At 69.6% G+C, this 22,935-nt stretch carries 22 protein-coding genes; 10 read left to right on the top strand and 12 right to left on the bottom strand.

What is annotated here, in order from left to right; all coding sequences use genetic code 11:
* Nucleotides 1-4: 4 nt before the first annotated feature.
* From C5B99_RS03720 to C5B99_RS03690, 7 genes are read left to right on the top strand one after another with little or no spacing between them, the layout of a single operon-like run.
* Complete coding sequence (locus C5B99_RS03720; protein WP_104240452.1) at nucleotides 5-760, top strand: aspartate/glutamate racemase family protein; 756 nt, start codon at nucleotides 5-7, stop codon at nucleotides 758-760.
* On the top strand, nucleotides 757-2,103 hold the full coding sequence (gene allB, locus C5B99_RS03715) for an allantoinase AllB (protein ID WP_104240451.1): 1,347 nt from the start codon (nucleotides 757-759) through the stop codon (nucleotides 2,101-2,103). Before C5B99_RS03720 ends, allB begins: the two co-directional genes overlap by 4 nt.
* A complete protein-coding gene (locus tag C5B99_RS03710; protein ID WP_104240450.1) occupies nucleotides 2,100-3,302 on the top strand; it encodes an acetamidase/formamidase family protein in 1,203 nt (400 codons plus the stop codon). Before allB ends, C5B99_RS03710 begins: the two co-directional genes overlap by 4 nt.
* Entirely contained in the window at nucleotides 3,299-4,963 is a 1,665-nt protein-coding gene (locus tag C5B99_RS03705; protein WP_181064932.1) for an AtzH-like domain-containing protein, read from the top strand. The genes C5B99_RS03710 and C5B99_RS03705 overlap by 4 nt, the downstream gene beginning before the upstream one ends.
* 20 nt (nucleotides 4,964-4,983) lie before the next feature.
* Nucleotides 4,984-6,231, top strand: a complete 1,248-nt coding sequence (locus C5B99_RS03700) for an alanine--glyoxylate aminotransferase family protein (RefSeq protein ID WP_181064931.1) — start codon at nucleotides 4,984-4,986, stop codon at nucleotides 6,229-6,231.
* A complete protein-coding gene (locus C5B99_RS03695; RefSeq protein WP_104240448.1) occupies nucleotides 6,228-7,586 on the top strand; it encodes a Zn-dependent hydrolase in 1,359 nt (452 codons plus the stop codon). The genes C5B99_RS03700 and C5B99_RS03695 overlap by 4 nt, the downstream gene beginning before the upstream one ends.
* 7 nt (nucleotides 7,587-7,593) lie before the next feature.
* On the top strand, nucleotides 7,594-8,406 hold the full coding sequence (locus C5B99_RS03690) for a sulfite exporter TauE/SafE family protein (protein WP_104240447.1): 813 nt from the start codon (nucleotides 7,594-7,596) through the stop codon (nucleotides 8,404-8,406).
* A 282-nt stretch (nucleotides 8,407-8,688) separates the two neighbouring features.
* Here the strand turns inward: C5B99_RS03690 and gabT are convergent, their stop codons facing one another.
* Nucleotides 8,689-10,038 carry a 4-aminobutyrate--2-oxoglutarate transaminase gene (gabT, locus tag C5B99_RS03685; RefSeq protein ID WP_104240446.1) on the bottom strand — a complete coding sequence of 450 codons (1,350 nt, stop codon included), beginning with the start codon at nucleotides 10,036-10,038 and terminating at the stop codon, nucleotides 8,689-8,691.
* 138 nt (nucleotides 10,039-10,176) lie between these two features.
* Here gabT and C5B99_RS03680 point away from each other — a divergent pair, with 138 nt between their 5' ends.
* Nucleotides 10,177-11,622: a PucR family transcriptional regulator gene (locus C5B99_RS03680; protein WP_104240445.1), complete on the top strand. Its 1,446-nt coding sequence runs from the start codon at nucleotides 10,177-10,179 to the stop codon at nucleotides 11,620-11,622.
* Nucleotides 11,623-11,667: 45 nt separating this feature from the next.
* Entirely contained in the window at nucleotides 11,668-12,180 is a 513-nt protein-coding gene (locus C5B99_RS03675; RefSeq protein WP_104240444.1) for a hypothetical protein, read from the top strand.
* Here C5B99_RS03675 and C5B99_RS03670 read toward each other — a convergent pair.
* The 3 genes from C5B99_RS03670 to C5B99_RS03660 are packed head-to-tail and all read right to left on the bottom strand — an operon-like array spanning nucleotide 12,177 to nucleotide 14,863.
* Nucleotides 12,177-12,587: a hypothetical protein gene (locus C5B99_RS03670; protein WP_104240443.1), complete on the bottom strand. Its 411-nt coding sequence runs from the start codon at nucleotides 12,585-12,587 to the stop codon at nucleotides 12,177-12,179. The two genes, C5B99_RS03675 and C5B99_RS03670, sit on opposite strands and share 4 nt — an antisense overlap.
* Nucleotides 12,588-12,638: 51 nt before the next feature.
* Nucleotides 12,639-13,784 (bottom strand): branched-chain amino acid aminotransferase, encoded by a 1,146-nt coding sequence (locus tag C5B99_RS03665; RefSeq protein ID WP_104240442.1) that lies wholly within the window; start codon nucleotides 13,782-13,784, stop codon nucleotides 12,639-12,641.
* Nucleotides 13,781-14,863: a 3-isopropylmalate dehydrogenase gene (locus tag C5B99_RS03660; RefSeq protein ID WP_104240441.1), complete on the bottom strand. Its 1,083-nt coding sequence runs from the start codon at nucleotides 14,861-14,863 to the stop codon at nucleotides 13,781-13,783. Before C5B99_RS03660 ends, C5B99_RS03665 begins: the two co-directional genes overlap by 4 nt.
* 73 nt (nucleotides 14,864-14,936) lie before the next feature.
* Here C5B99_RS03660 and C5B99_RS03655 point away from each other — a divergent pair, with 73 nt between their 5' ends.
* Nucleotides 14,937-15,464 (top strand): hypothetical protein, encoded by a 528-nt coding sequence (locus C5B99_RS03655; RefSeq protein ID WP_104240440.1) that lies wholly within the window; start codon nucleotides 14,937-14,939, stop codon nucleotides 15,462-15,464.
* Between the two features lie 13 nt (nucleotides 15,465-15,477).
* On the opposite strand, the gene C5B99_RS03650 is transcribed toward C5B99_RS03655, so the two are convergent.
* From C5B99_RS03650 to C5B99_RS03615, 8 genes are all read right to left on the bottom strand, one after another.
* Nucleotides 15,478-17,244: an ABC transporter ATP-binding protein gene (locus tag C5B99_RS03650; RefSeq protein ID WP_104240439.1), complete on the bottom strand. Its 1,767-nt coding sequence runs from the start codon at nucleotides 17,242-17,244 to the stop codon at nucleotides 15,478-15,480.
* Nucleotides 17,241-18,011 (bottom strand): hypothetical protein, encoded by a 771-nt coding sequence (locus tag C5B99_RS03645; RefSeq protein WP_146081185.1) that lies wholly within the window; start codon nucleotides 18,009-18,011, stop codon nucleotides 17,241-17,243. The genes C5B99_RS03650 and C5B99_RS03645 overlap by 4 nt, the downstream gene beginning before the upstream one ends.
* A complete protein-coding gene (locus C5B99_RS03640) occupies nucleotides 18,008-18,733 on the bottom strand; it encodes an ABC transporter ATP-binding protein (protein ID WP_104240437.1) in 726 nt (241 codons plus the stop codon). The genes C5B99_RS03645 and C5B99_RS03640 overlap by 4 nt, the downstream gene beginning before the upstream one ends.
* Nucleotides 18,730-19,524 carry a hypothetical protein gene (locus C5B99_RS03635; RefSeq protein ID WP_146081927.1) on the bottom strand — a complete coding sequence of 265 codons (795 nt, stop codon included), beginning with the start codon at nucleotides 19,522-19,524 and terminating at the stop codon, nucleotides 18,730-18,732. The genes C5B99_RS03640 and C5B99_RS03635 overlap by 4 nt, the downstream gene beginning before the upstream one ends.
* Nucleotides 19,521-19,943, bottom strand: a complete 423-nt coding sequence (locus C5B99_RS03630; RefSeq protein ID WP_104240435.1) for a lasso peptide biosynthesis B2 protein — start codon at nucleotides 19,941-19,943, stop codon at nucleotides 19,521-19,523. The genes C5B99_RS03635 and C5B99_RS03630 overlap by 4 nt, the downstream gene beginning before the upstream one ends.
* The gene (locus C5B99_RS03625) at nucleotides 19,940-20,224 is read right to left on the bottom strand and encodes a PqqD family protein (protein WP_104240434.1); all 285 of its coding nucleotides are present in this window, start codon (nucleotides 20,222-20,224) and stop codon (nucleotides 19,940-19,942) included. Before C5B99_RS03625 ends, C5B99_RS03630 begins: the two co-directional genes overlap by 4 nt.
* Entirely contained in the window at nucleotides 20,221-21,723 is a 1,503-nt protein-coding gene (locus C5B99_RS03620; RefSeq protein ID WP_104240433.1) for an asparagine synthase-related protein, read from the bottom strand. The genes C5B99_RS03625 and C5B99_RS03620 overlap by 4 nt, the downstream gene beginning before the upstream one ends.
* Before the next feature lie 74 nt (nucleotides 21,724-21,797).
* Entirely contained in the window at nucleotides 21,798-21,926 is a 129-nt protein-coding gene (locus C5B99_RS03615; protein WP_104240432.1) for a lasso RiPP family leader peptide-containing protein, read from the bottom strand.
* Between the last annotated feature and the right edge of the window lie 1,009 nt (nucleotides 21,927-22,935).

Genomic DNA, 22,935 nt, shown 5'->3' with positions numbered 1-22,935 from the left:
CAGCATGCGCATCACACTCGTCAACCCGAACACCTCCGTCGCCATGACGCAGAAGGTCGCGGCAGCTGCCAGAGCCGTGGCCGGCCCCGGCGTCGAGATCGTCGCCGTGTGCCCGGCCCCCGGTGAGGGCCCGGAGGCCATCGAGAGCCACTTCGACGAGGTGCGGGCGGCCTCCGTCGTCGTCGAGCTCGTCGAGCGCGATCTCGCGGACGGCGGCAGCGACGGCTACGTCATCGCCTGCTTCGGCGACCCGGGGCTCGACGCGGCACGCGAGCTCGTCGACGTGCCCGTCATCGGCATCGCCGAGGCGGCCATGCACGTCGCGGCGCTCACGGGGCGCACGTTCGGCATCGTCACGACCCTCTCCCGCACGCTCGGCCGCGCCGACGACCTCGTGCAGCGGTACGGGTTCGAGCGGGCGTGCGTTGCGGCGTACGGCACCGGCATCCCCGTCCTCGCACTCGAGGAGACCGGCTCGGCGGCGTTCGAGGACATCGCCGCGTGGTGCGAGCGAGTCGTCCGGGAGGACGGCGCCGACGCGGTGGTGCTCGGATGCGCGGGCATGGCCGACCTGTGCGCTCGCCTCTCCGAGCGGGTCGGCGTGCCGGTCGTCGACGGCGTCGCCGCGTCGGTCGGGCTCGTCGCTGCGATGTCGCGCATGGGCGTCGGCACGAGCAAGCGGGACGAGTACGCACGCCCCACCCGGGCGCAGGCCGCGCCGCAGGGGCAGCTGCGGGTTCCAGCGGCGGCGATCGCATGAGGATCTCCGCGCGACGCGTCTTCCTCGGCGGCGGATTCTCGCCGGCGACGGTGTCCGTCAGCGACGGCACCATCGCCGCCATCGCCCCGTTCGACGACGACGCCGACATCGTCCTGCCGGACACCCAGGTGCTCCTGCCGGGGCTCGTGGACACGCACGTGCACCTCAACGAGCCGGGCCGCACGCACTGGGAGGGCTTCGCGACGGGCACGGCTGCCGCCGCCGCTGGCGGGGTCACGACGGTCGTCGACATGCCGCTCAACTCGCTGCCCGTCACGACGAGCGTCGAGGCGCTCGACGCGAAGCGCGCGGCAACCTCCGGCCAGCTGGCCGTCGACCTCGCCTACTGGGGCGGCGTCGTCCCGCAGAACCTCGGCTCCCTGCGTCCGCTGCTCGCGGCGGGCGCGGTCGGCGTCAAGTGCTTCCTCGCGCCGAGCGGCATCGACGAGTTCGATCACCTCTCGTTCCCCGAGCTCGAGCAGGCGCTCGAGGAGCTCGCCGAGGTCGATGGGCTCCTGATCGCGCACGCCGAGCTCGAAGCGCACCTGAGCGAGGCATCCGGCCCCGTCTTCTCCGACTTCGTCGCGTCGAGGCCGCCGGTCGCGGAGGTCGAGGCGATCCGGGCCGTCATCGCCGCGGCGAGGCGCACCGGCGCCAGGGCGCACATCGTGCACGTGTCGGCGGCGGAGGCCCTCGACCTGGTCCGCGAGGCGAAGGCCGACGGCGTGCGCATCACGATCGAGACCTGCCCGCACTACCTGAGCCTTCGGGCCGAGGAGGTGCCGGACGGCGACGGGCGCTTCAAGTGCTGCCCACCTATCCGCGACACCGCGAACCAGGACGCGCTCTGGGCCGGCGTGCTCGACGGCACGATCGACGCGATCGTCAGCGACCACTCCCCAGCGACGCTCGAGCTCAAGGCGGGGCCCGACCTCGGCACCGCGTGGGGTGGCATCGCCGGGGTGCAGACCGGGCTCACCGCGGTCTGGACCGAGGCCAGGCGGCGCGGCATCCCGCTGGAGGCGATCCTGCCCCTCTTCACCACGGGACCTGCCGCGCTCGTGCGCCTCGAGGACCGTGGCCTCATCACGGTCGGCGCCCCGGCCCACTTCGCGGTCTTCGAGCCAGACCTCGAGCACACGCTGGAGGAGAATACCCTCGAGTACCGCACCAAGATCAGTCCGTGGCACGGGGCGCGGATGCACGGGCTCGTCGACTCGACCTACCTGCACGGAGAGCTGATCTACACGCGGGCAGCCGGGCTCACGTCCCGCCTGGGCCGCGAGGTGCTCGCGGCGGCGAACCCCGCACGACTGGACCTCGACGAGGAGCAGGCAGCATGACCACGATTCCCACCGCAGCTCCCGCGGCTCCCGCGGCGAACCGCTACGGCGTCGGCGCGGCCACGCCGGCATTCGCCCCGCTCCCCATCCTGCAGCCGGGCACACGCCTGCCTGAGGGCGCGAGCTACCTGCCATCTGGAGCATCGACCTCGATCTGGGGCAGGCTCCCGAGCGCGCGCGACACCCCCGTGCTGACCGTGCGGCCCGGGGCGAGCGTCGTCATCGACACCGTCAGCCACGAGGGCCTGCTGCCCGACCAGGGACAGCACCCCGCCGCGTTCTTCGCGGCGCACGGCGTGCATCCGGATGCGGTGCTGCTCGACGCCATCGAGATCGCCGAGCACGCGCCCCGCGACCCGGCGAACGACGGCCCGCACGTCGTGACCGGCCCCATCGCCGTCGAGGGTGCCATGCCAGGCGACCTGCTGCGCATCACGGTCGAGAAGCTCGAGCCTCGCGTGCCGTACGGGGTCATCTCCAACCGGCACGGCAAGGGTGCGCTGCCCGGCGTGCTGCCGCGCAGCCGCGAGACCGTGAGCGTGTTCGCCGCGGTCGAGGAACGCGGCGGCGAGCTCGTCGGCACCATGCCGCTCACCGAGGGCGGCGTTCGGAGCGTCGTGTTCCCCCTCGCCCCGTTCCTCGGCACCATGGGCGTCGCTCCCGCCGCAGGCGCACGCCCGCACTCCGTGCCGCCCGGCCCGCACGGCGGCAACATCGACATCAAGCTGCTCACCGAGGGCAGCGTGCTCTACCTGCCCGTGCAGGTCCCCGACGCACTCGCCTACGTCGGCGATCCGCACTTCGCGCAGGGCGACGGCGAGGTCGCCCTCACGGCGCTCGAGGCCTCGCTGCGCGCGACCCTCACCTTCGACGTCGTTCCGGCGGCGGATGCGCGGCGCGAGTTCGGCGACCTCACCGGCCCGCTCGTGCGCACGCCCGAGTACCTCGTGCCCACCGGCCTCGACCCCGACCTGAACGCGGCCATGCGCAAGTGCGTGCGCGCCGCCGTCGACCTGCTGCAGGCTCGGTGGGGCATGGACGAGCACCTCGCCTACGCGTACCTGTCGGCGGCCACCGACTTCGACATCTCGCAGGTCGTCGACGTCGTCTGCGGCGTGCACGCCCGCATCCGAGAGGCCGACTTCGCCGACGTGGCGGCTGGCACGGCACCGCAGAACGGAACAGGAGCACCCGCGTGACCTCAGTCGAGCAGAACGCCCCAGAGACGACGCTCGCGGACGGAACCCCACCCGCCGCGCTGCTCGCCGCCTTCGAAGCCTACGAGCGGGCCGTGCAGAGCAACGACCTCGACGAGCTCGACGCCTGGTTCGCGCCGGGAGACGCGACGCTTCGCGGCGACGACAGCGGCCTGCTGGTCGGCCACGAGCAGATCAGCGAGTTCCGTGCCCAGCGCGGCGGCGTCGCGAAGCGCACCATCGAGCGCATCGAGTACCGGGCTCTGGCCGACGGCGTCGCGCTGCTCGTCTCCACCTCGCGCTTCGCCACCGGCGGGCTCGGACTGCAGACGCAGCTCTGGCAGCAGCTGCCGCAGGGCTGGCGCATCACGGCCGCGCACGTGACCCCGAGGCCCCGCGCCTTCGACCGCTCGATCTGGCGCACCGTCGGCGACCCGCTCTTCCAAGGCGCGTGGGAGGGGCCCCTCGAAGGGCTCACCGTCGCCGTGAAGGACCTCTTCGCGATTCGCGGCTACCGCATCGGCGCAGGCAACCCCAGCTACCTCGACTCCGCGAAGGCCGAGACGAGGACCGCGCCCGCCGTCAGGGATCTGCTGCGCGGCGGCGCCTCCCTGCGCGGCATCGCCCGCACCGACGAGTTCGCGTACTCGATCGCCGGCGACAACGCCCACTTCGGGACTCCCCCGAACGCCGCCGTGCCCGGCGCCCTCCCCGGTGGATCCTCGAGCGGGCCCGCATCCGCCGTCGCCAACGGCCAGGCCGACATCGGCCTCGCGACCGACACCGCCGGATCCGTGCGCATCCCCGCCTCCTATCAGGGACTGTGGGGCCTGCGCACGACACACGACCTCGTGCCACGTCAGGGCCTCCTGCCGCTCGCGCAGTCGTTCGACACCGTCGGCTGGCTCACGCGCGACGGCGAGACCCTGCAGCGGGTCGCCGACTGGTGCCTCTCCTACGACAGCTCCGAGTCCACCGCGAGCGCGGCGGGGCAGCGCGGCGAGGACCTCCCCGGCCGCCTCGTCGTGCCGGCCGAGGTGCTGGCGGCGGCCTCGCCCGAGACCGTGTCCGCCTTCGAGGCGTTCCTGCACGAGCTGGAGGAGCGCGGGGCCGTGGCAGCGCCGGTCGAGCGGGTCTCGATCGGCGAGCTCGCGAGCTACCAGGAGCCGTTCCGGATCGTGCAGGGCGCTGAGGCCTGGCGCAACAACCGCCCTTGGCTGGAAGCGCATCCCGGCGCCACGGGCCCCGCCGTCGCCGCCAGGTTCCTCGCCGCCTCGCAGATCACCGAGGCGCAGGAGCAGGCGGCCCGCGACGCCCTCGCTCCCCTCAGCGCGCGCCTCGAGCGACTCGTCCACGACGCCGTGCTCCTCTTCCCCACCGCCCCTGGGGCAGCGCCGAGCCGAGCCGCGGATGCATCGAGCATCGACGCCATCCGCACCGCGACGCTGCGCATGACCACCCCGGCCGCCGTCGCCGGGCTGCCCGCGCTCTCCGCGCCGCTCCTCAGCGTGCCGACCACGAGCAGCGCGCAGGCCGCGCCCGTCGGCGTCTGCTTCGTGTCGCGAGCGGGCTCCGACCTGGCGCTCGTCCGACTCGGCCGCAGGCTCGCATCCGCCGCAGCCCCCACCCCGAGAGCCACCAGCCGCGCCGCGACGAGCGCGTGAGCACCGAGAGAATGAAGCAGATGACCGCGATCCTCCCCATCGAACCGCCAGCCCGCCTCCTCATGGGGCCCGGCCCCATCTCGGCGTACCCGAGTGTGCTCCGCGCCATGTCTAGCACCCTCGTCGGCCAGTACGACCCGTTCATGACGCAGGCCATGAACGAGACGCAGGAGCTGTACCGGCAGGTGTGGGCGACCGAGAACACCGCGACCGTGCTCGTCGACGGCACCTCCCGCTCCGGCATCGAGGCGGCGCTCGTCTCTCTCATCCGGCCAGGCGACCGTGTGCTCGTCCCCGTCTTCGGTCGGTTCGGCCACCTCCTCGCCGAGATCGCGGAGCGCGCCCTCGCCGAGGTGCACACCATCGAGGTGCCGTGGGGGCAGGTCGTCCCCGTCTCGCAGATCGAGGAGGCCATCGTCCGCGTCAAGCCGACCCTCCTCGCCCTCGTCCAGGGCGACACCTCCACCACCATGAACCAGCCCCTCGACGAGGTCGGCGCCATCTGCGCGAAGCACGGCGTGCTCTTCTACGCCGACGCGACGGCGTCCATCGGCGGCAACGAGTTCCTCGCCGACGCCTGGGGCCTCGACGCCGCGACCGCCGGCCTGCAGAAGTGCCTCGGCGGCCCGAGCGGCTCGGCACCCATCACCCTCTCCGAGCGCGCCGTCGAGGTCATCCGCTCCCGCAGCCGGGTCGAGGCTGGCATCCGCGAGACGGGTGACGAGTCCGCGAGCGACTTCATCCGCTCCAACTACTTCGACCTCGGCATGATCCTCGACTACTGGGGGCCGAGACGCCTCAACCACCACACGGAAGCCACCTCCATGCTCTACGCGGCGCGGGAGTGCGCGGCCGTCCTGCTGCGCGAGGGCCGGGACGCCGTCATCGAACGCCACCGCGTCGCCGGTGCCGCGATGCTCGCCGGCGTCCAGGCGCTCGGGCTCGAGGTCTTCGGCGACGTCGCGCACAAGATGAACAACGTCGTCGCCGTCGTCATCCCGGGCGGCGTCCCCGGCGATACGGCAAGGCAGGACCTGCTCGACGACTTCGGCATCGAGATCGGCACCTCCTTCGGCCCGCTGCACGGCAAGGTGTGGCGCCTCGGCACGATGGGCTACAACGCCCGCAAGGACACCGTGCTCACGACCCTCGCGGCGCTCGAGGCCGTGCTCCGCCGATACGGCGCATCCGTGCCGACCGGCGGTGGAGTCGAGGCCGCAGCCGACGTCTTCCGCGCAGCCGACAGCCCCCTGGGAGCCGCCGAATGACGGCCGCGCGACTGGGCGCCCTCGATCCCACCCTCTTCGAGCTCGCCGCCCGCCGCGTCATGGCGCGCTGCGACGAGCTCGCCCGCATCACCTCCACCCCAGGCGCCATCACTCGCGTGCACCTCTCCCCCGAGCACGCGCGCGTCAACCGGCTGGCCGCCGAGTGGATGCGCGAGGCCGGCCTGCAGACCAGGCAGGATGCGGCGGGCAACCAGCTCGGCCTCCTCCCCGCGGCGGACCCGGAGGCGCCCGTGCTCATGCTCGGCTCGCACCTCGACACGGTCGTCGACGCCGGCCGCTACGACGGCATCGTCGGCGTGCTCATGGCCATCGAGGTCGTGCGCCTGCTCCAGCGCCACGACGACGACACGAGTGGGGTGGATGCCCCCGCCCGCTCCCCGTTCGACTTCGGGCTCGAGGTCGCCGCGTTCTCGGACGAGGAAGGCGCCCGCTTCGGCAAGGCGCTCCTCGGCTCCTCCGCCGTCGCCGGCACGTGGGACGACGCCTGGTGGGAGCTCGAGGACCCAGACGGCACCACCCTGCGCGAAGCCGCCCTCGAGTTCGGCCTCGACCCCGGCCGCGTCTCGGAAGCCGCCCGCAGGCCGAGCGAGCTCGTCGGCTACCTCGAAGCGCACATCGAGCAGGGGCCCGAGCTGCACGCCCGCGGCGAACCGCTCGCCGTCGTCTCCTCCATCGCCTCCGCCCGTCGCTTCCAGCTCGTCGTCGAGGGCGAGGCCAGGCACGCCGGCGGCACCCCGTACGACATGCGCCGCGACGCGCTCCTCGGCGCGAGCGAGGCGGCCCTCGCCGTCGAGCGCATCTGCTCCACCCAGCACCACATCATCGGCACGGTCGGCCAGTTCGAGGCGTTCCCCGGCGCGATGAACATCGTTCCGGGCGAGGCGAGGTTCAGCCTCGACCTGCGCGGAGAATTCGACGGCGAACGCGACCGCGTGTGGGACCAGATCTCCCGCGAGCTCGATGACATCATGGGCCGTAGGCGCCTGCGCTGGCACACCCGCGAAGTACATAACGCCCCAGCCCTGTTCTGTGCGCCGCTGCTGCAGGACGTCGTCGGCGAGGGCATCCGCTCCACCCTCGTGCCGGGCACCGCCGCGGACGGGAGTATCCTCGGCTCGGGCCGGCCCGAAGACCCGACGACCCTGTTCAGCCCAGCCGGACACGACGGCATGGCCATCGGCGCCATCACCGACGTGGGGATGCTCTTCATGCGCAACCCCGACGGCGTCAGCCACCACCCAGACGAGGCAGTATCGCTCGGCGACGTCGCCCTCGGCATCCGCGCCCTCGCGAAAGCCGTCGCCCACCTCGGCGCAGAACACCGCAGAACCTAGGAGCTCCATGACCACGCCCGCCACCACCAGGACCCGCCGCGACTGGATAGTGCTCATCTCGATCGGCCTCGCGGCAGGCTTCCTCTCCGGGTTCCTCGGCGTGGGCGGCGGCACCATCATCGTGCCCGCGCTGACCGCCATGCTCGCGTTCGACCAGCGCCTCGCCGCCGGCACGTCGCTCGCCGCGATCATCCCGCCCGCCATCGTCGGCGTCGTCGGCTACGTCCTGACCGGCTCCGTGAACTGGCTCGCGGGCCTCATCCTCATCGTCGGCGCCATCGCCGGCGCCTGGATCGGATCGTGGCTCCTCAACAAGCTGCCGCTCATCGTGCTCCGGTGGATGTTCATCGTGTTCCTGCTCGGCGTCGCCGTCTCCCTGTTCCTCGCCGTGCCGAGCCGCGACGCCGAGGTCACCATGACGGCGCTCACGGCACTCATGCTCGTCGCGCTCGGCCTCGTCACCGGTATCATCTCGGGACTGATCGGCGTCGGCGGCGGTGTCATCCTCGTGCCTGCGCTCATGCTGCTGTTCGGCTCGAGCGACCTCGAGGCGAAGGGCACGAGCCTCCTCGTCATGATCCCCACCACCATCACAGGCACGATCGGCAACTCCCGCCGCCGCAACGTCGACCTGAAGGCGGCCGCCGCGATCGGGCTGACGGCCGCGCTCACGAGCCTCCTCGGCGTGTGGTGCGCCGTGCTCATCGACCCGATGGTCGGCAGCATCCTCTTCGGCGCGTACCTGCTGTTCATCGCCGGGCAGAACGCGTACAAGACCATCAAGGCGCAGCGCAAGGCGAAGCGGGCCCCCGCCGCCTGACCCGCCCAGCGCATCCACCCGCCCGGCGCATCCACGCAGCCGGCACAGACACGCGCCCCGACACAGACCTCGGGCAGATGCAGCTTCGTCTCGAGACGAAGCTGCATCTGCCCGAGGTCTGTGTTGTTGGGGGTCTGCGCCCGGGGCGCCAGGGCGGCGGCGAGCGGTACGCCCGGAAATACCTCGACGCCCCGGCGGCGCGGAATGTGCCGGGGCGTCGAGATTCTGTTGCCGGGGGTTCCCTCGGCGGCTTGATGCGCGCCCTGGACGGGCGCGGGCGTCCTACGCCTGAGCGCGGATCGCCGCCTCGAGCACGTCGAGGCCGTCGTTCAGCAGCTCGTCCGTGATGGTGAGCGGCGGGAGGAGACGCACGACGTTGCCGTAGGTGCCGCAGGAGAGCAGCACGACGCCCTGGCCGAGAGCATCCGCGACGATCGCCTTGACGGCGGCCGGGTGGGGCTTCTTCGTGGTCGTCGCCGTGCCGGCCTCGACGAACTCGAACGCCAGCATGGCGCCGCGACCGCGGACCTCGCCGATGATCGTGTTCTCGCCGAGCTCGGCGCTGAGCGCCTCGAAGCGCGTCTTCACGATCGTCTCGATCTCGAGGGCGCGGGCAGCGAGCTGCTCATCCTCCATGATGCTGATCGTGGCGAGCGCGGCGGCCGTTGCGACCGGGTTGCCCGTGTAGGTGCCGCCGAGCCCGCCGACGTGCACGCTGTCCATGATCTCGGCGCGGCCGACGACGGCCGACAGCGGCATGCCGCCCGCGACGCCCTTGGCGATCGTGACGAGGTCGGGCACGATCTCCTCGTGCTCCGACGCGAACCAGGCGCCGGTGCGGCACATGCCGGCCTGGACCTCGTCGGCGATGAAGACGACGCCGTTGGCCTTGGCCCACTCGACGAGCGCGGGGAGGAAGCCGTCGGCGGGGACGATGAAGCCGCCCTCACCCTGGATGGGCTCGATGATGATGGCCGCGACGTTCTTGCCGCCGACCTGCTTCTCGATGACGTCGATCGTGCGCGCTGCCGCCTCGGCGCCCGTGAGGCCGTCCCGGTAGGGGTAGCTCATGGGCGCGCGGTAGACCTCGGGCGCGAACGGGCCGAAGCCGTCCTTGTACGGGATGTTCTTCGCGGTGAGGGCCATCGTGAGGTTCGTGCGGCCGTGGAACGAGTGGTCGAACGCGATGACGGCGTTGCGGCCGGTCGAGTGGCGGGCGATCTTGACCGCGTTCTCGACGGCTTCCGCGCCGGAGTTGAGGAGCACGGCCTTCTTGGCGTGGTCGCCGGGCGTGATCTCGATGAGCTTCTCTGCGACGGCGACGTAGCCCTCGTACGGGGTGATGCCGAACGCGGTGTGCGTGAAGTGCGCTGCCGCCTCCTGCACGGCCGCGACGACGCGGGGGTGGGATGCGCCGACGTTCGTGACGGCGATGCCGGCACCGAAGTCGACGAACTGGTTGCCGTCGACGTCGCGGATGATGGCGCCGTCGACGTCAGCCGCGTACACGGGGACTGCGGGGACAAGCGATGCGGAGACGCTCGCCTCACGACGCGCAGTCAGGGCCTGCGACTTGGGGCCTGGAATGGCGCCTTCGAGCTTGCGCTCCTGGGCAATGCGGAACTCCGTCACGGTGCTTCCTTCCTCGGGGTTCGACCTCTTGGTATGGCTTGAAGGCTACGCGGTTCTGCACCGCGAGACGAATGGGCACGCGCACGACCGGTCCGACCACTTCTGTGCATCCGTCTAGGGCATGTCTAGAATCGGGGCATGCTCGCCACCGTCGACACGCTCCTCGCGAACCGTTCCCTGGGCCTCACCCTGCACACGGGCGAGCCGCAGGCGCTGCGCGCCAGCATCGAGTGGGTGGCGACGACGGAGCTGCTCAACCCGCAGCCGTTCCTCACGGGCGGACAGCTGGTGCTCACGACCGGGATGCGCCTGCGGGGCACACGCGCGTACCGCTCGTTCGTGGAGTCCCTCGTCGAGGCGGACACGGTCGCGCTCGGCGTCGGGACCGGCTTCACGCACGACACCGTGCCGGCCGCCCTCATAGCGGCGGCCGAGCAGGCCGGGCTCCCGCTCTTCGAGGTCGCCTACGAGACGCCGTTCGCGGCGCTCACGAAGGTCGTCACGCAGGCGAGCACCGACGAGCAGCACTCGCGCCTCGAGAGCGAGCACCGCCAGCAGCAGCAGCTGGTGACGTCGCTGCTCTCCGACGGCGGCATCACGGGGCTCACCGCGAGGCTCGCCAGGCTGACGAGCTCGCACGTCGCCGTGACCCGCCTCGGCGAGCTGCTCGCCGGCAGCCTCGACGTGCACGACGAGGCCGTCACGGGGTGGGATGCGCTCCCCATCTCCACGGGCCAGTCGGCAGGCGCGACCCTCCACATCACCAACCCCCGTGTCAACGAGGGCCTCGTGAACTACGCGCGGTCGCTGCTCAGCCTGCAGCTCATCCAGGACACGCGTCGCGTTCGCGCCGCCCGCGACGCGTCTGGGCACGTGCTGCACGACCTCATCCGCGGCAAGTTCACGGTCGAGGACGCCGAGCGGCGCCTGACGGCGCTCGGCGTGGCCACGGGTCAGGCCGCACGCGTGCTGGTCGCCGAGACCGAGGAACGCCGCACCGCGGAGCTCACCGCGCTGCCGCTGCCCGCCGAGCTGCAGTCGTCGGTGTCCGCGGTCTTCGAGGGCCGCCTCCTCGTCATCGCGCCGGAGCGCACGCGCATGCCGAACGCGGCCGAGGCGTTCATCGGCCTCGCCCGCTCGGCGGGCATCGCGGCGCGGGTCGGCATCGGCGACCTCTACCCGGCCTCCCTCGCCCTGCGCTGGAGCTACTTCGAGGCCCGGGATGCGCTGCGCAACGCGCCGAAGGACACCGACGTCGCCACCTCCGCACGCCTGTCCATCTCCTCGCTGCTGCTCGCGAGCCGCGACGTGCCCGTGCTGGAGCTCGCCGCCGAAGTGCTCGGGCCGCTCGAAGCCCACGACGCCGAGCACGGATCGATGCTGCTCGCGACCCTCGACGCCTACTTCGCCAACTCCGGCCAGATCGCGCAGGTCGCCGACGAGCTCGGCACCCACCGCAACACGGTGCGCTACCGCCTCGACCAGATCGCCGCCATCTCCGGCCTCGACCCGCGCATCATGTCGGAGGGCGTGCAGCTGTGGCTCGCCGGGGCGGCCAGGCGACTGCGCGCCGGCGGCGCGTGACGCGCCGCGCGCATCCGCACCCCGCCGTTCTGGGAGACTGACGGCATGGCGAACACGTACACCCTCCCCAACGGCGTCGAGCTCGGCGACGACGGAGCCGTCGACATCACCGTCGACGTCCTCGACGTCGAGGACCTCGCGTTCGCCCACGTCTGCCGGTCGCTGCGCCAGCAGCTCGAACCCGGCCGCGGCCTCATCGTCACGATGCCAGCCGGCGACGACGTGCTCGGCTACGTGTACCGCGAGGAGCAGCGCGAGGACGGGCGGCGCGACGAGTTCGACGACACCGACTCGCTGTTCGTCGACATCCACGAGCTCACGTTCGAGTTCGACGCTCCCCGCGACACCGACATGGACGAGGACGGCGTTCGCGCGCTGCTCGCGAGGGCACGCCCGGACACCGAGCTGAAGATCGAGGGCATCGAGCTGCTCGAGCTGCGAGACGGACCGATGTCGCTCATCACCTGCCGGCCCCCGCGCGCCTGGACCTTCCGGCAGCTTGTCCTCGAGGTGCAGCTGCTGCGCGGCTCCTACATGGCGCTCCACTACACGAGCTAGTGGCGACCCCGCGTCACCGCACGCCAGCGGACGGCGCGCGACGGCGCCACCGCGAACGTCAGGAACCAGCCTCCCGCGAACGCGAACAGCGCCAGCAGCCCCATGCCGGCGACCGGACTCGCGAACACCCCGAGCGCGAGCATCCCGAGCACCGCCGAGATCACCACCACCCGCCGCAGCCACGCCGAGACGTGCACGAGGAACCTCGTGGTCGCCCATCCCGCGAGCGTGGCGACCACGAGCACCACCGGCGCCAGCCAGAACTGCCCGGCCGTGAGGAACCCGGCGAACAGGCCCGCTAGGCCGAGCTCGAGCACCGCGAGCAGCACGAAGCCTCGCCTCGACGGCGCGGCCATCGCCTGCTCCTGGTATTCAGCGCCCTTGCGGGCAGCCCAGCCGTAGACCACGCGTCAGCCCGCCGTCCGTCCGGTCGTCGTGTTCTCCGCCTCGCCAGCCCCTCAGGCCAGGCGCTGCGTCCAGCCCATGAGGTCGGGCAGCTCGCCGTTCTGGATGCCCGTGAGCTCGGCGCGGATGCGCATGCTCACCGAATCCTGCGTGATGACCGGGTTCTCGATCGTGAAGTCGGGCGACTTGACCTTGCCGATCGGCGAGATGACCGCCGCAGTGCCGCAGGCGAACGCCTCGACGATCGTGCCGTCGGCGACCCCCTCGCGCCACTCGTCGATCGTGATGCGGCGCTGCTCGATCTTCCGACCGGCCCGCTCGCACAGTTCGAGGACGCTGTCCCGCGTGATGCCGGGCAGGATGGAGTCGCTCAGCGGGGTGAGGATCGTGCCGTCCGACTTGATGAGCACGATATTCATGCCGCCGAGCTCCTCGAGGTACGTGTTCTCCGCCGCGTCGAGGAACAGCACCTGCTCGCAGCCGTTCGCGTACGCCTCCTCCTGTGGGAGCAGCGACGATGCGTAGTTGCCGCCGCACTTCGCGGCTCCCGTGCCACCCGCGCCAGCGCGGGAGTACTCCTGCGAGAGCCAGATGTCGACGGGGCGCGTGGGGTCGGAGAAGTAGGAGCCGGCTGGGCAGGCGATGACCATGTAGCGCACCGTCTGCGCCGCGCGCACGCCGAGGAAGTTCTCGTACGCGATCATGAAGGGGCGCAGGTAGAGGGTCTTGCCCTCGCCAGCCGCCGGGACCCACTGCTCGTCGATCTGCACGAGCTGGCGCACCGACTCGACGAACAGCTCCTCGGGCAGCTCGGGCAGCGCGAGGCGCCGTGCGGAGCTCTGCAGGCGGCGGGCGTTGCGCTCCGGCCGGAACGCGAACACGTCTCCCCCGCCGTGCCGGTAGGCCTTGAGCCCCTCGAAGATCTCCTGGCCGTAGTGGAAGACGGCGGACGAGGGGTCGACCTGCAGCGGCCCGTACGGCACGACTCTGGCATCGTGCCAGCCCTCGGCGAGGGTCCAGTCGATGATCACCATGTGGTCCGTGAAGTGCTTGCCGAACCCGGGGTCGGCGAGCACCGCGTCCCTGACCTCGGCCGAAGCCGGAGCCGGGTTGCGTTCGATCGTGAACTCGAGGGAGGCTCCCTCGGCCACGGCGGCCTGCTTCGTCGTGCCTGGCTGGGTGCTGCTGGTGTCGCTCATGCGTGGGTTCCTTGCGCGGTCAGTCGGGAGATGATGGCGTCGCCGATCTCGGAGGTGCTCCTGGCCGTTCCACCTCGGGATGCGAGGTCGGCGCGGCAGGCGCTCTCGAGGGATGCGGCTGCGTCCGAGAGTCCGAAGTGCTCGAGCAGCAGAACGACGGAGAGGATCGCCGCCGTCGGGTCGGCTTTACCGAGGCCCGCGATGTCTGGAGCCGAGCCGTGGACAGGCTCGAACATGCTGGGGAACTCGCCTTCGGGATTGATGTTCCCCGAGGCCGCCAGCCCGATGCCGCCGGTGATGGCTGCGGCAAGGTCGGTCACGATGTCGCCGAACAGGTTATCGGTGACGATCACGTCGAATCGCTGTGGGTTCGTGACGAAGAAAATCGTAGCAGCGTCGACGTGCAGGTACTCGACGGCAACGTCCGGGTAGTCGGCGGAGACCCGGTCGACGACACGCTGCCAGAGCACGCCGGCGTTGACGAGCACGTTCTTCTTGTGCACGAGCGTCAGGTGCTTGCGCGGACGCGACTGCGCCTTCTCGAACGCGTAGCGGACGGTGCGCTCCACGCCGTAGGCCGTGTTCACGGAGACCTCGGTCGCGATCTCGTGCGGCGTCCCGGCACGGACCACGCCGCCGTTGCCGACGTATGGCCCCTCGGTGCCCTCGCGGACGACGACGAAGTCGACCTCGCCTGGGTCGCTCAGCGGGGTCTTCACGCCGGGCGAGATCGCGCCAGGGCGCAGGTTGATGTAGTGATCGAACGCGAAGCGCAGCTTCAGCAGCAGACCGCGTTCGATGATGCCGCCCGCGAGGCGCTCGTCGGCGGGGTCTCCCCCGACCGCGCCGAGCAGGATGCCGTCGTGCTGGGCGAGCGCGTGCAGCTCCGCCTCGGAGATGATCTTGCCGGTCTCGAGGTAGTGCCCCGCTCCGAACGGATACTCGGTGAGGCTCAGCTCGACGCCTTCCGGGAGGGCGGCGCGGAGCGCTCGCTGCGCCTGGGCGACGACTTCCGGGCCGATACCGTCACCCGGGATGACGGCGATGTCGAGCTTCTGAGTCGCTGCACGTTCCGACACGAGGCGTCCTTTCCTGCCGACGGCGATCGCGGCTCTCCCAGTTTAGGCCGCGGCTGGGCTAGCGTCTGTCCCCATGACCACCGCCATCCTGCGCCGCAAGGACGACCTGCCTCGGGAGCGCGCCGCGAGCCGCCTCACGGCGTACGTGTACGGCAACATCATCGTGCTCGCGACGCTCCTCGGACTCGTGCACGCTGGCGAGAACCCCGGCGAGGGCGCGATCGTGGTCCTGGCCACGGGCGGCACGACCCTCCTCGCGCACCTCATCGCCGACGCCGTCGGCCACTCGACACGCGCCGCCGACCGCCCAGAGCGCACAGCGCACCTCAAATTCCTCCACGAGCTGCGGGACGCGGTCCCGATCGCCTCTGCCGCGTCCATCCCCGCGGCGATCCTCGGGGTCGCCGCGCTCGGTGTCATCGACGGCGAGACGGCGCAGATCGTCGCCGAGGTCGTCATCATCGTGCGTCTCGCCGGCATGGGCTTCACCATCCAGCGCATCCGCGGCGAGAAGCCCTCCTTCCGCACCTTCGCGGCCGGCATCGGCCTCGCCCTCGTCGGCGTCGGCATCTCCGTGCTCAAGGCGAACCTCGGGCACTGAGGACGCCCGCGGGTCAGAGCGGGAGAAGCTGGTTGCGCGCCAGTTCTCGGTAGAGCTCTGACGTCTGAATGAGTTCGTCATGGCGTCCCGAATCGACGATTCGTCCCGCGTCCAGCACGAGAATCCGGTCCGCAGAGCGCACCGTGGCGAGGCGATGGGCCACGACCAGCATCGCGTACCGTCCCGCCCTGCGTGCGATCGCCGCCTGCACGCGCTCTTCGTTCACCCCGTCGAGGTGCGACGTCGACTCGTCGAGCAGCAGGATGTCGGGTTTCAGGAGCAGCGCGCGCGCAATCGCCAGGCGCTGACGCTCACCGCCTGAAAGCAGCACGCCGCCCTCCCCCAGATCTGCGTCGAGGCCGAGTGGGGAGCGCACGAGCACTCCCACGAGGTCCAGTTCGCTCAACAGCTCGAGAATGTCGGTGTCGGTGTGCGCCTGTGAGCCAAGTGTCACCGCGTCCCTCAGGGACCCCGCGGGCACGGGCGCCTCCTGCTCGACGTAGGCGATCCGGGACCGCACGGCCTCACGCGAGATGCCAGCGGTATCGACCCCGTTGAAGCGGATCGTCCCCCGATCCACATCGTAGAAGCGAGCGATGAGCTGCAGCAGCGTGCTCTTCCCTGCCCCGGATGGCCCGACGAGCGCGACGCGCTCGCCTCGCGGCACCTCGAAGCTGACCGCTGCGAGCGTCGCGAGATCCTCGGAATCCCGCTCGGGAGCGACTGGGTAGGAGAAAGCGACATCCTGGAACTCGAGGACATTGCCCTCATCGGTGGCAGGAGCGGTAACGGCTCCAGCTTCAGCATCCGCCTCCAGCGGCAGCTCCATGACCTCGCTGATGCGCACCATCCCGCCCACAGCCTCGCCGACAGCGCTGATCGTTCCGAAGATCTGCCCGAGCGGCATGATCATCAAAAACAGGAACAAGATGAAGGAGACCAGGTCGGAGACGGTCAGCACACCCGCCGCGACCTGGTAGCCGCCGAGTCCGAGGACCACAAGGAACGTAGCCTGCATGGCGGCGGACGAGACCGGCGCGAGCGTGGCGGTGATCCGCGCGACCCGCAGGCCGGCAGCCCAGCTGGCTTCCACATCCCCCTTCACACGCTCCGACTCCGCGCATGTCATGTTCGCCGCCCGCACTGTGCGCACGGCGCGGATAGCCCGATCCAGCGAGGACGACAGGCGGCCGACCGCCTGTTGCACCCCCAAGCTGGCCTCCTCGATCCGTGACGTCATCATCACGACGAGGAAGACGGCAACGAGTGCGACGCCGAGTGAGACCACGAGCAGCAACGGATCTATCAACCACATCGCCACCAGCGCGCCGATCAAGGTCACGACACCGGCGATCGACTCCACGAATCCCTGCGTCAACATGCTGCGGATGACCGAGGTGTCCGCGTTCACGCGGGAGACCAGATCACCGACGCGGTGGCGATCGAGGGTCGCGATGGGAAGACGCAGGATGTGGTCGACGAGGCCCACCCGAGCTGATCGGATGGCGACCTCGGCCGTTCTCTGGATGAGGTACTGCAGGAAGCCCGAGATCAGCCCGCCCACGACGAGAAGGCCGACGATCAGCCACGGAAGCACCCCAAGCGATTCGCTCGCGCCGACCCGGTCGATGATCTGGCCCACGAGCCACGGCTGCGCGAGCGCCGCCCCCGAGCCGCAGATGCTGAGGACCACGATCACGACGAGCGTGGGCTTCTGCACGAAGACGTGTCGGAACAGACCGGCGAGTGCCGCCGACCGCTTCTCCCGCGGAAGGCTCATGCGCGCACATCCCGTCGGCAGAACGCGAAGGCGGCGGAGCAGACCAATGCCACGACCGTGAGGAGGAACACCGCGTATGCGCTCCCGGGTTCGAGCGCTGCTGCCGGATTCGCTGCGGTCACGGCGGCCGCATCGAACAGCTGCGCGCCGGCGATCGTCGGCAGGAACTTCGCCCATGGCGTCAGGAAGACCAGGACGAGCGATATCTGCGAGACCGCGATGAGCACGAGCAATGGCACCAGGGCCTGGCGGACCAGCACCGCGAAGCTGAACCCGATCAGCGCGATTCCCGTCCAGTAGACGACGCCGCCCAGCCAGCGCACCAGGAGCGAGACAGGCACGCCCTCGCTGAGCACACTCAGCGATCCGAGACCGAGCTGACTGCAGATGCTGAGCAGCGGGATCGTGACCGCGCCGAGCAACGTCACGGTGACGGCGAGGACCGAGATCTTCGCGATGACGAACCTGAGCCGATTCGGCACCGCGACGAGCGAGGTCTGGATCTGGCCGCCGGAGAACTCACCGCTTCCCGCAAGCACCCCTACGATGATGACGCCGATCTGCCCGAGTGCGATCCATTCGAGACCGACGACCTCCGGCGTTGTCCCCGCTGCGAGCATCGGGTCGTCGACGCGCAGCCCCTCGCCAACGGAGGGGGCGGTGACTGCTGCCATCAGGACAGGAACGACGAGACTCACCGCCAGCGTGATGAGGACTGCTCTGAGGGTGAAGAGCTTCCAGGACTCTGACGCCAGTGCCATCTTCACGCGGCATCACCCGCAACATGCTCGGCGCGCCCTTGCGTCCAGGCGAAGTACGCGTGCTCGAGACTGTCGAACTCCGCGACGAGGCTCGCCGCTGCCCCCGCCCTGATGACCCTTCCGCGTGCCATCACGACGAGGTCATCAGCCATGGACTGCATCTCCCCCATGAGGTGCGACGAGATGAGCACCGTGCGTCCGGAACCCGCCAGCGAGCGAGCAAGATCTCGAATCCAGCGAATACCCTCCGGGTCGAGCCCGTTCATCGGTTCGTCCAGGATCACGACCTCCGGGTCGCCGAGGAGCGCGCCCGCGATGCCCAGACGCTGCCCCATGCCCAGAGAGAAGGTCCCGACGCGACGGTCAGCGACGTCCGACAGCCCGACGAGCTGCAGCGTTTCCGGGATGCGCGTGGGCGAGATCCCGTTGCTGGCCGCCATCCAGCGGAGGTGCGCTCTCGCCGTGCGTCCGCGATGGGCACCCGACCCGTCGAATTGCGCGCCAACGCGGGTCAGGGGACGCCGCAGACTTCGGTACTCGGAGCCGAGCACCAACGCGCGCCCGGACGTTGCTCGGTCGAGGCCGAGCAGAATCCGCATCGTCGTTGATTTGCCCGCTCCGTTCGGGCCGAGCAATCCCGTCACCCTGCCTGCTCTGGCTTCGAAGGACACGGACTCGATGGCCGTGCGCTTACCGTAGTTCTTTGTCAGGTTCTCGACTTCGATCATGAACCCACCCCCTTTTCTGCGTGGTTGACGGCCCAGGAGCGGACCGAGAGAAATCCAGCGACGGCGAAGACGCCGATCCAGCTCAGCAGCACGGCGAGCCCGAGCATCGGCCCCAGGTCCCCGACAAGCGGAGCGTCCTGAAGAAGGAGTTGTGCGCCTGCCTGGTCGGGCAAGAACCTGGCGACCGAGGTGAACTCGAGCAGGTACGGCGAGATGGCGAGCGTGAGCGCGAGCATGGCGCAGAGCCCAACGATGCCGCTGCGAAACGCCGACGAGATCAGGAACGAGAGCAGGCTGATGAGCGACCAGTAGACGAGGTACCCCGCGAGCAGGCGCAGGTCTCCACCGGGGAGGCTCGTCAGGCTGTCGACCGCACGGCAGTCGAGGACAGCGCAGCGGACGGCATAGCTCCCGAGAACAGCAGGAAGGGCGACCGCGAAGCCGAAGGCGAGGGCGGAGAGCGCCTTCGCGAGGAAGAAGCTGCGTCGGTTGGGAACAGCGAGAAGCGAGGATGCCACAACACCGTTGTCCCGCTCCTGCGCGAAGACACTCGCCCCCAGGAAGATCGCCCCGATCTGCCCGTAGTGCAACACCATGAGGAAAGCCGACTGAGGCTCGAGTCCGCCAGCAGCGCTGACATCTCCAGAGAGCATCGCCTGGTGCGTCAGCGCGGTGACGCCGTACGCGGCACCTGTCACGACCGCAACGGTTGCGAGACTCGCGTTCCGCGACGAACGCAGTGAGGTGAACTTGATGGCTTCCGCGTGGAGCGATTGGAGGAACATGGTCATGACGGCCTGTCCTCTTCGGTCGTGACGACTCTCCGGTAGCTGGCTACCTCGGGGGGTTCCGACACGGGCACGCCATCCGCTTCCACCCAGGCATGCGCGACGAACGGCCCCGTCCGGTAGCCGGAGCACCAGCTCGGCGCGTGGCCTTCGAAGCGGCAGAGAAGGACCGTCGCGATCGAGCGCTGCAGGCAGCCCTCTCCAGCGCAACGCTCACTCGCGCCGCACACCGCCGCGCGTGCGACTTCCGCCTCCTCGCGCGTCGATGGGCGGACCCCACGGCGCAGCTCGATGAGCAACCGTCTGATCTGCCGCGGCTTGGCGTACGTGATCAGATACGCGACCGAGACCGCGCACCGCACGGTCAGGGCGCGGCAGCCCCTCGTCGCGATGGAAGGCTGGGCGTTCAGCGGAAGGCTCATGCGTTGCGCTTCACGATGCGCGCTTTGATCAGGACGGCCAAGAGGCCTCGCACGTCATCTCGCACGCCTGCCGAGGGGCCGTGCTCGCGCTCCAACCGGTCAACGGCGTCCGCGCGCGTGCATCCCCGGACGGTGAGCTCAAGCACCAGCCTGGCGGTCGAGTTGCCGCGCCAGTACGTTCCTCCACCGGCATCGAAAACCACAACGCCTTCCCCCTCTTGCTCAAACGAGCATGTCGGCAACAAGGTATAGATATCGGCGTCGCTCAATCTGTCGCTCATTCGCCTTCCATTTCCCGAGCCCAGAGCTCAAGGGTCGCGAGCTGCTCGATTTCGAAGAGGTCGTGCGTCTTCAACACGGGCATCTCCAGTGCAGTGAGAATCGCGTCGGGATTCAATAGACCTTGATCGACAAGAAAACTCTCGCGAAACAGTGATTTCAGGCCACCGATTCTGGAAGCAAAGGCACTGAACAGATCTGCGCTGTACTCACCCTTGTCTTCACGACTGAATATCCACTCAGGCGCGAGACCCTTCATGCTCGCGGCCAGCAGGGGCTTCGAATGCCGCTGTCCTATAGCGATCGACGAGGAGAGCCCGAACATGAGCCGCAGGATCTCGTCATCGAGAAATGGCGCTTCCCAATGAACCCCCTCGTCGGCAAACGCCTCGTTGACCTGCCGCACGATTTCCCCTTGGAACATGACCGACTCGGCCATCTGGTGCCGGGCCCTATCGGGAAAGTGCGGCTCGATCCCGGCCGTTGCCTGACCGCGGATCTGCGCCTCGACTCTCGCCCGTGTCTGCGCGGAGGCGAAACGTGAGACCCCGAAGCCCGGGGCCCAGCCGAAGGCGTCAGCGTGCGGACTCGCGTCCGCGTGGACACGCGCCACCAATTCGTCACCAAGGGTGCGTGTGGAGCACACGGCTGCAAGAGTCCGCAGCACCGGCCACCGTTGCGCACGCGCCAGACGGGCAGCGGACCGCAGCCCCACAGCGACCGCGCCGGACTGCACCAACGACGACATGATCGCCGGTTGCAGGGCGAACAGCTCGTCACCACCTAACCCATTGATGTGCGTGCGAATATCTCGGGCGCGCTCCTGCTCGAACAGCATCTCCAGATGTGGCATGTTGGCTCGCCAGGCCGGCGGCCCGGAAACGCCGCGCCCTGTGCGTTCCCCGTTCCGTGCTGCCGTGGCGAATGCGTCAAGCGTCGATGTGAAGGACGGCAGCTCCACGAACTCGCCGCGCAGCTCAGCCGCGGCTCGCCGCGCATATCGCGAGTCCTGGTTCTGTGCATCCGCAGTTCCTGCATGGAAGTGAGCAACCTCGCCCCCGACCGCCTCAACCAGGTAGGCGAGCGACGTCGAGTCCATCCCCCCAGAGAGATCTGCCCCGAGGCGCTCGCCCGGGCAGAGGCGCCGCTCGACCGCGGTGCGGAGAGCGTGCCGCAATTGGTCCGCCGCCGCTTCGAACGTCGCATCTCGGTGCTCGCCCGCCTCCCACCAGCGTCGATCACCCCCTCGCCCCTCCGCGACAACCAGGTCGTGACCTGGGGCGACCACCCGGACATTCGCCCAGAACGGACGCAGGCGGAAGATGCTCGGCAGGTTGGGGCAGGTCTCCAGCGAAAGTCGGTCGAGGTCCAGCGCAGCGAAGCCACGCAGGTCGAGCTGGGATGCACTGGTACGAACGACCCCGTCATCCATCGTCCAATAGCAGAGCGTGGACGTCGAGAAAGTCGACCGGATTTCATTGAGCGTTGAGATGCCCCTCACCACCTTTCTCCTTCGAGCCTGGAGGGGACGATGCACGCGATGAGCGCACCGCCCCCTCGTTCGAACGACGACCCCTAGCCGACCGTCACCTTGATGAATGCTCGCCCGCCGAAGATGTCGCGCCAGCGACCGAACCAGACCCCGTTCGTGACCTTTCGGTAGGATCCGACCTGCTCGATTTTCGGCGCAATGTAATTGGACATCTTTCCCCCTTGATAGTGACTTCGCGGCCTCCGTTCGACCGCCGTTCTAAACTAGAAAAGGTCGCTCTTCACGTCAAGCATTTACCATGAAGCATCATGCAAGTTTCCGATTTACAGCATTGCGCCGCGACAAGAGCATTCTCGGACCCCTTTCCCACACGACTCTCCCGGCAACGAGAATGCGGTTTGGGAAGGACACCGCCTCCGTGCTGCTGACGTGCTTTTCTGTGCATGCGGCTAGCGTTGCATTCGCGCGGTCCGCGGACCATCCTTCGAAAGTTCGACCCTTGGACAATTCACCTGATTCCACGCACCAATGCGTGTTTCGCCCGAACATTGGGCGACAAGCATCCCCACCACGGAGCCGCGCACTTCAGGTCCACCCCATCCCGAGCGCACAACAACGCTGCTTGTGTGCACAACCGCGGCGATCTGTGACGCCTCGGGTGTGAGGTCACAGGACATCGGTGACAGTTTTGCCAGCGAATGATCTGGAGCTGAACGGTGCCACCGGCGGCTGACTGATCGCGGGACCGACACGGGCATCAACAGGCTCATTCGACGACATACCCCGGGTCGATCAGCACGCCCACCCAACCGATAAGCCCGAGAAGTGTCACCACCGGTTGCGCTCGAACTGACACCGATGTCCTGCGACATGACGGATGCCAAAGAGGCCACTTGACTGGCCGCGACGGGCGTCGCTCGCCTCGAGAGCGCCACTTGCCTGGCAGCGCTCGCGCCGCAGGGCGCGTGGACGCTCGTGCCAGCGCTGCATCGTCCAACTTGCGTGATGGATGCGCCAGAACAGCCTCGCAAGGCCCCGCCGTCCCGCATCCATCCCGGAAGTTGGTCACGCCACGAGCCGGCCGCGGCGACAGACCAACCACCGCGACCGTCCACGCCCCGCCACCCACTCCGGCCCCGAGCCTCCATCGCTGCCCGGCGAGTCGCCCTCCAGCCGGGACGTCAGCGGGGCAATTGGCTGGCAGTGATCGCGCCCGCGCCG

The organism is Pseudoclavibacter sp. Z016 (assembly GCF_002931215.1).
Taxonomy (GTDB): domain Bacteria; phylum Actinomycetota; class Actinomycetes; order Actinomycetales; family Microbacteriaceae; genus Pseudoclavibacter.
This window is presented reverse-complemented; position numbering and strand designations above follow the sequence as displayed.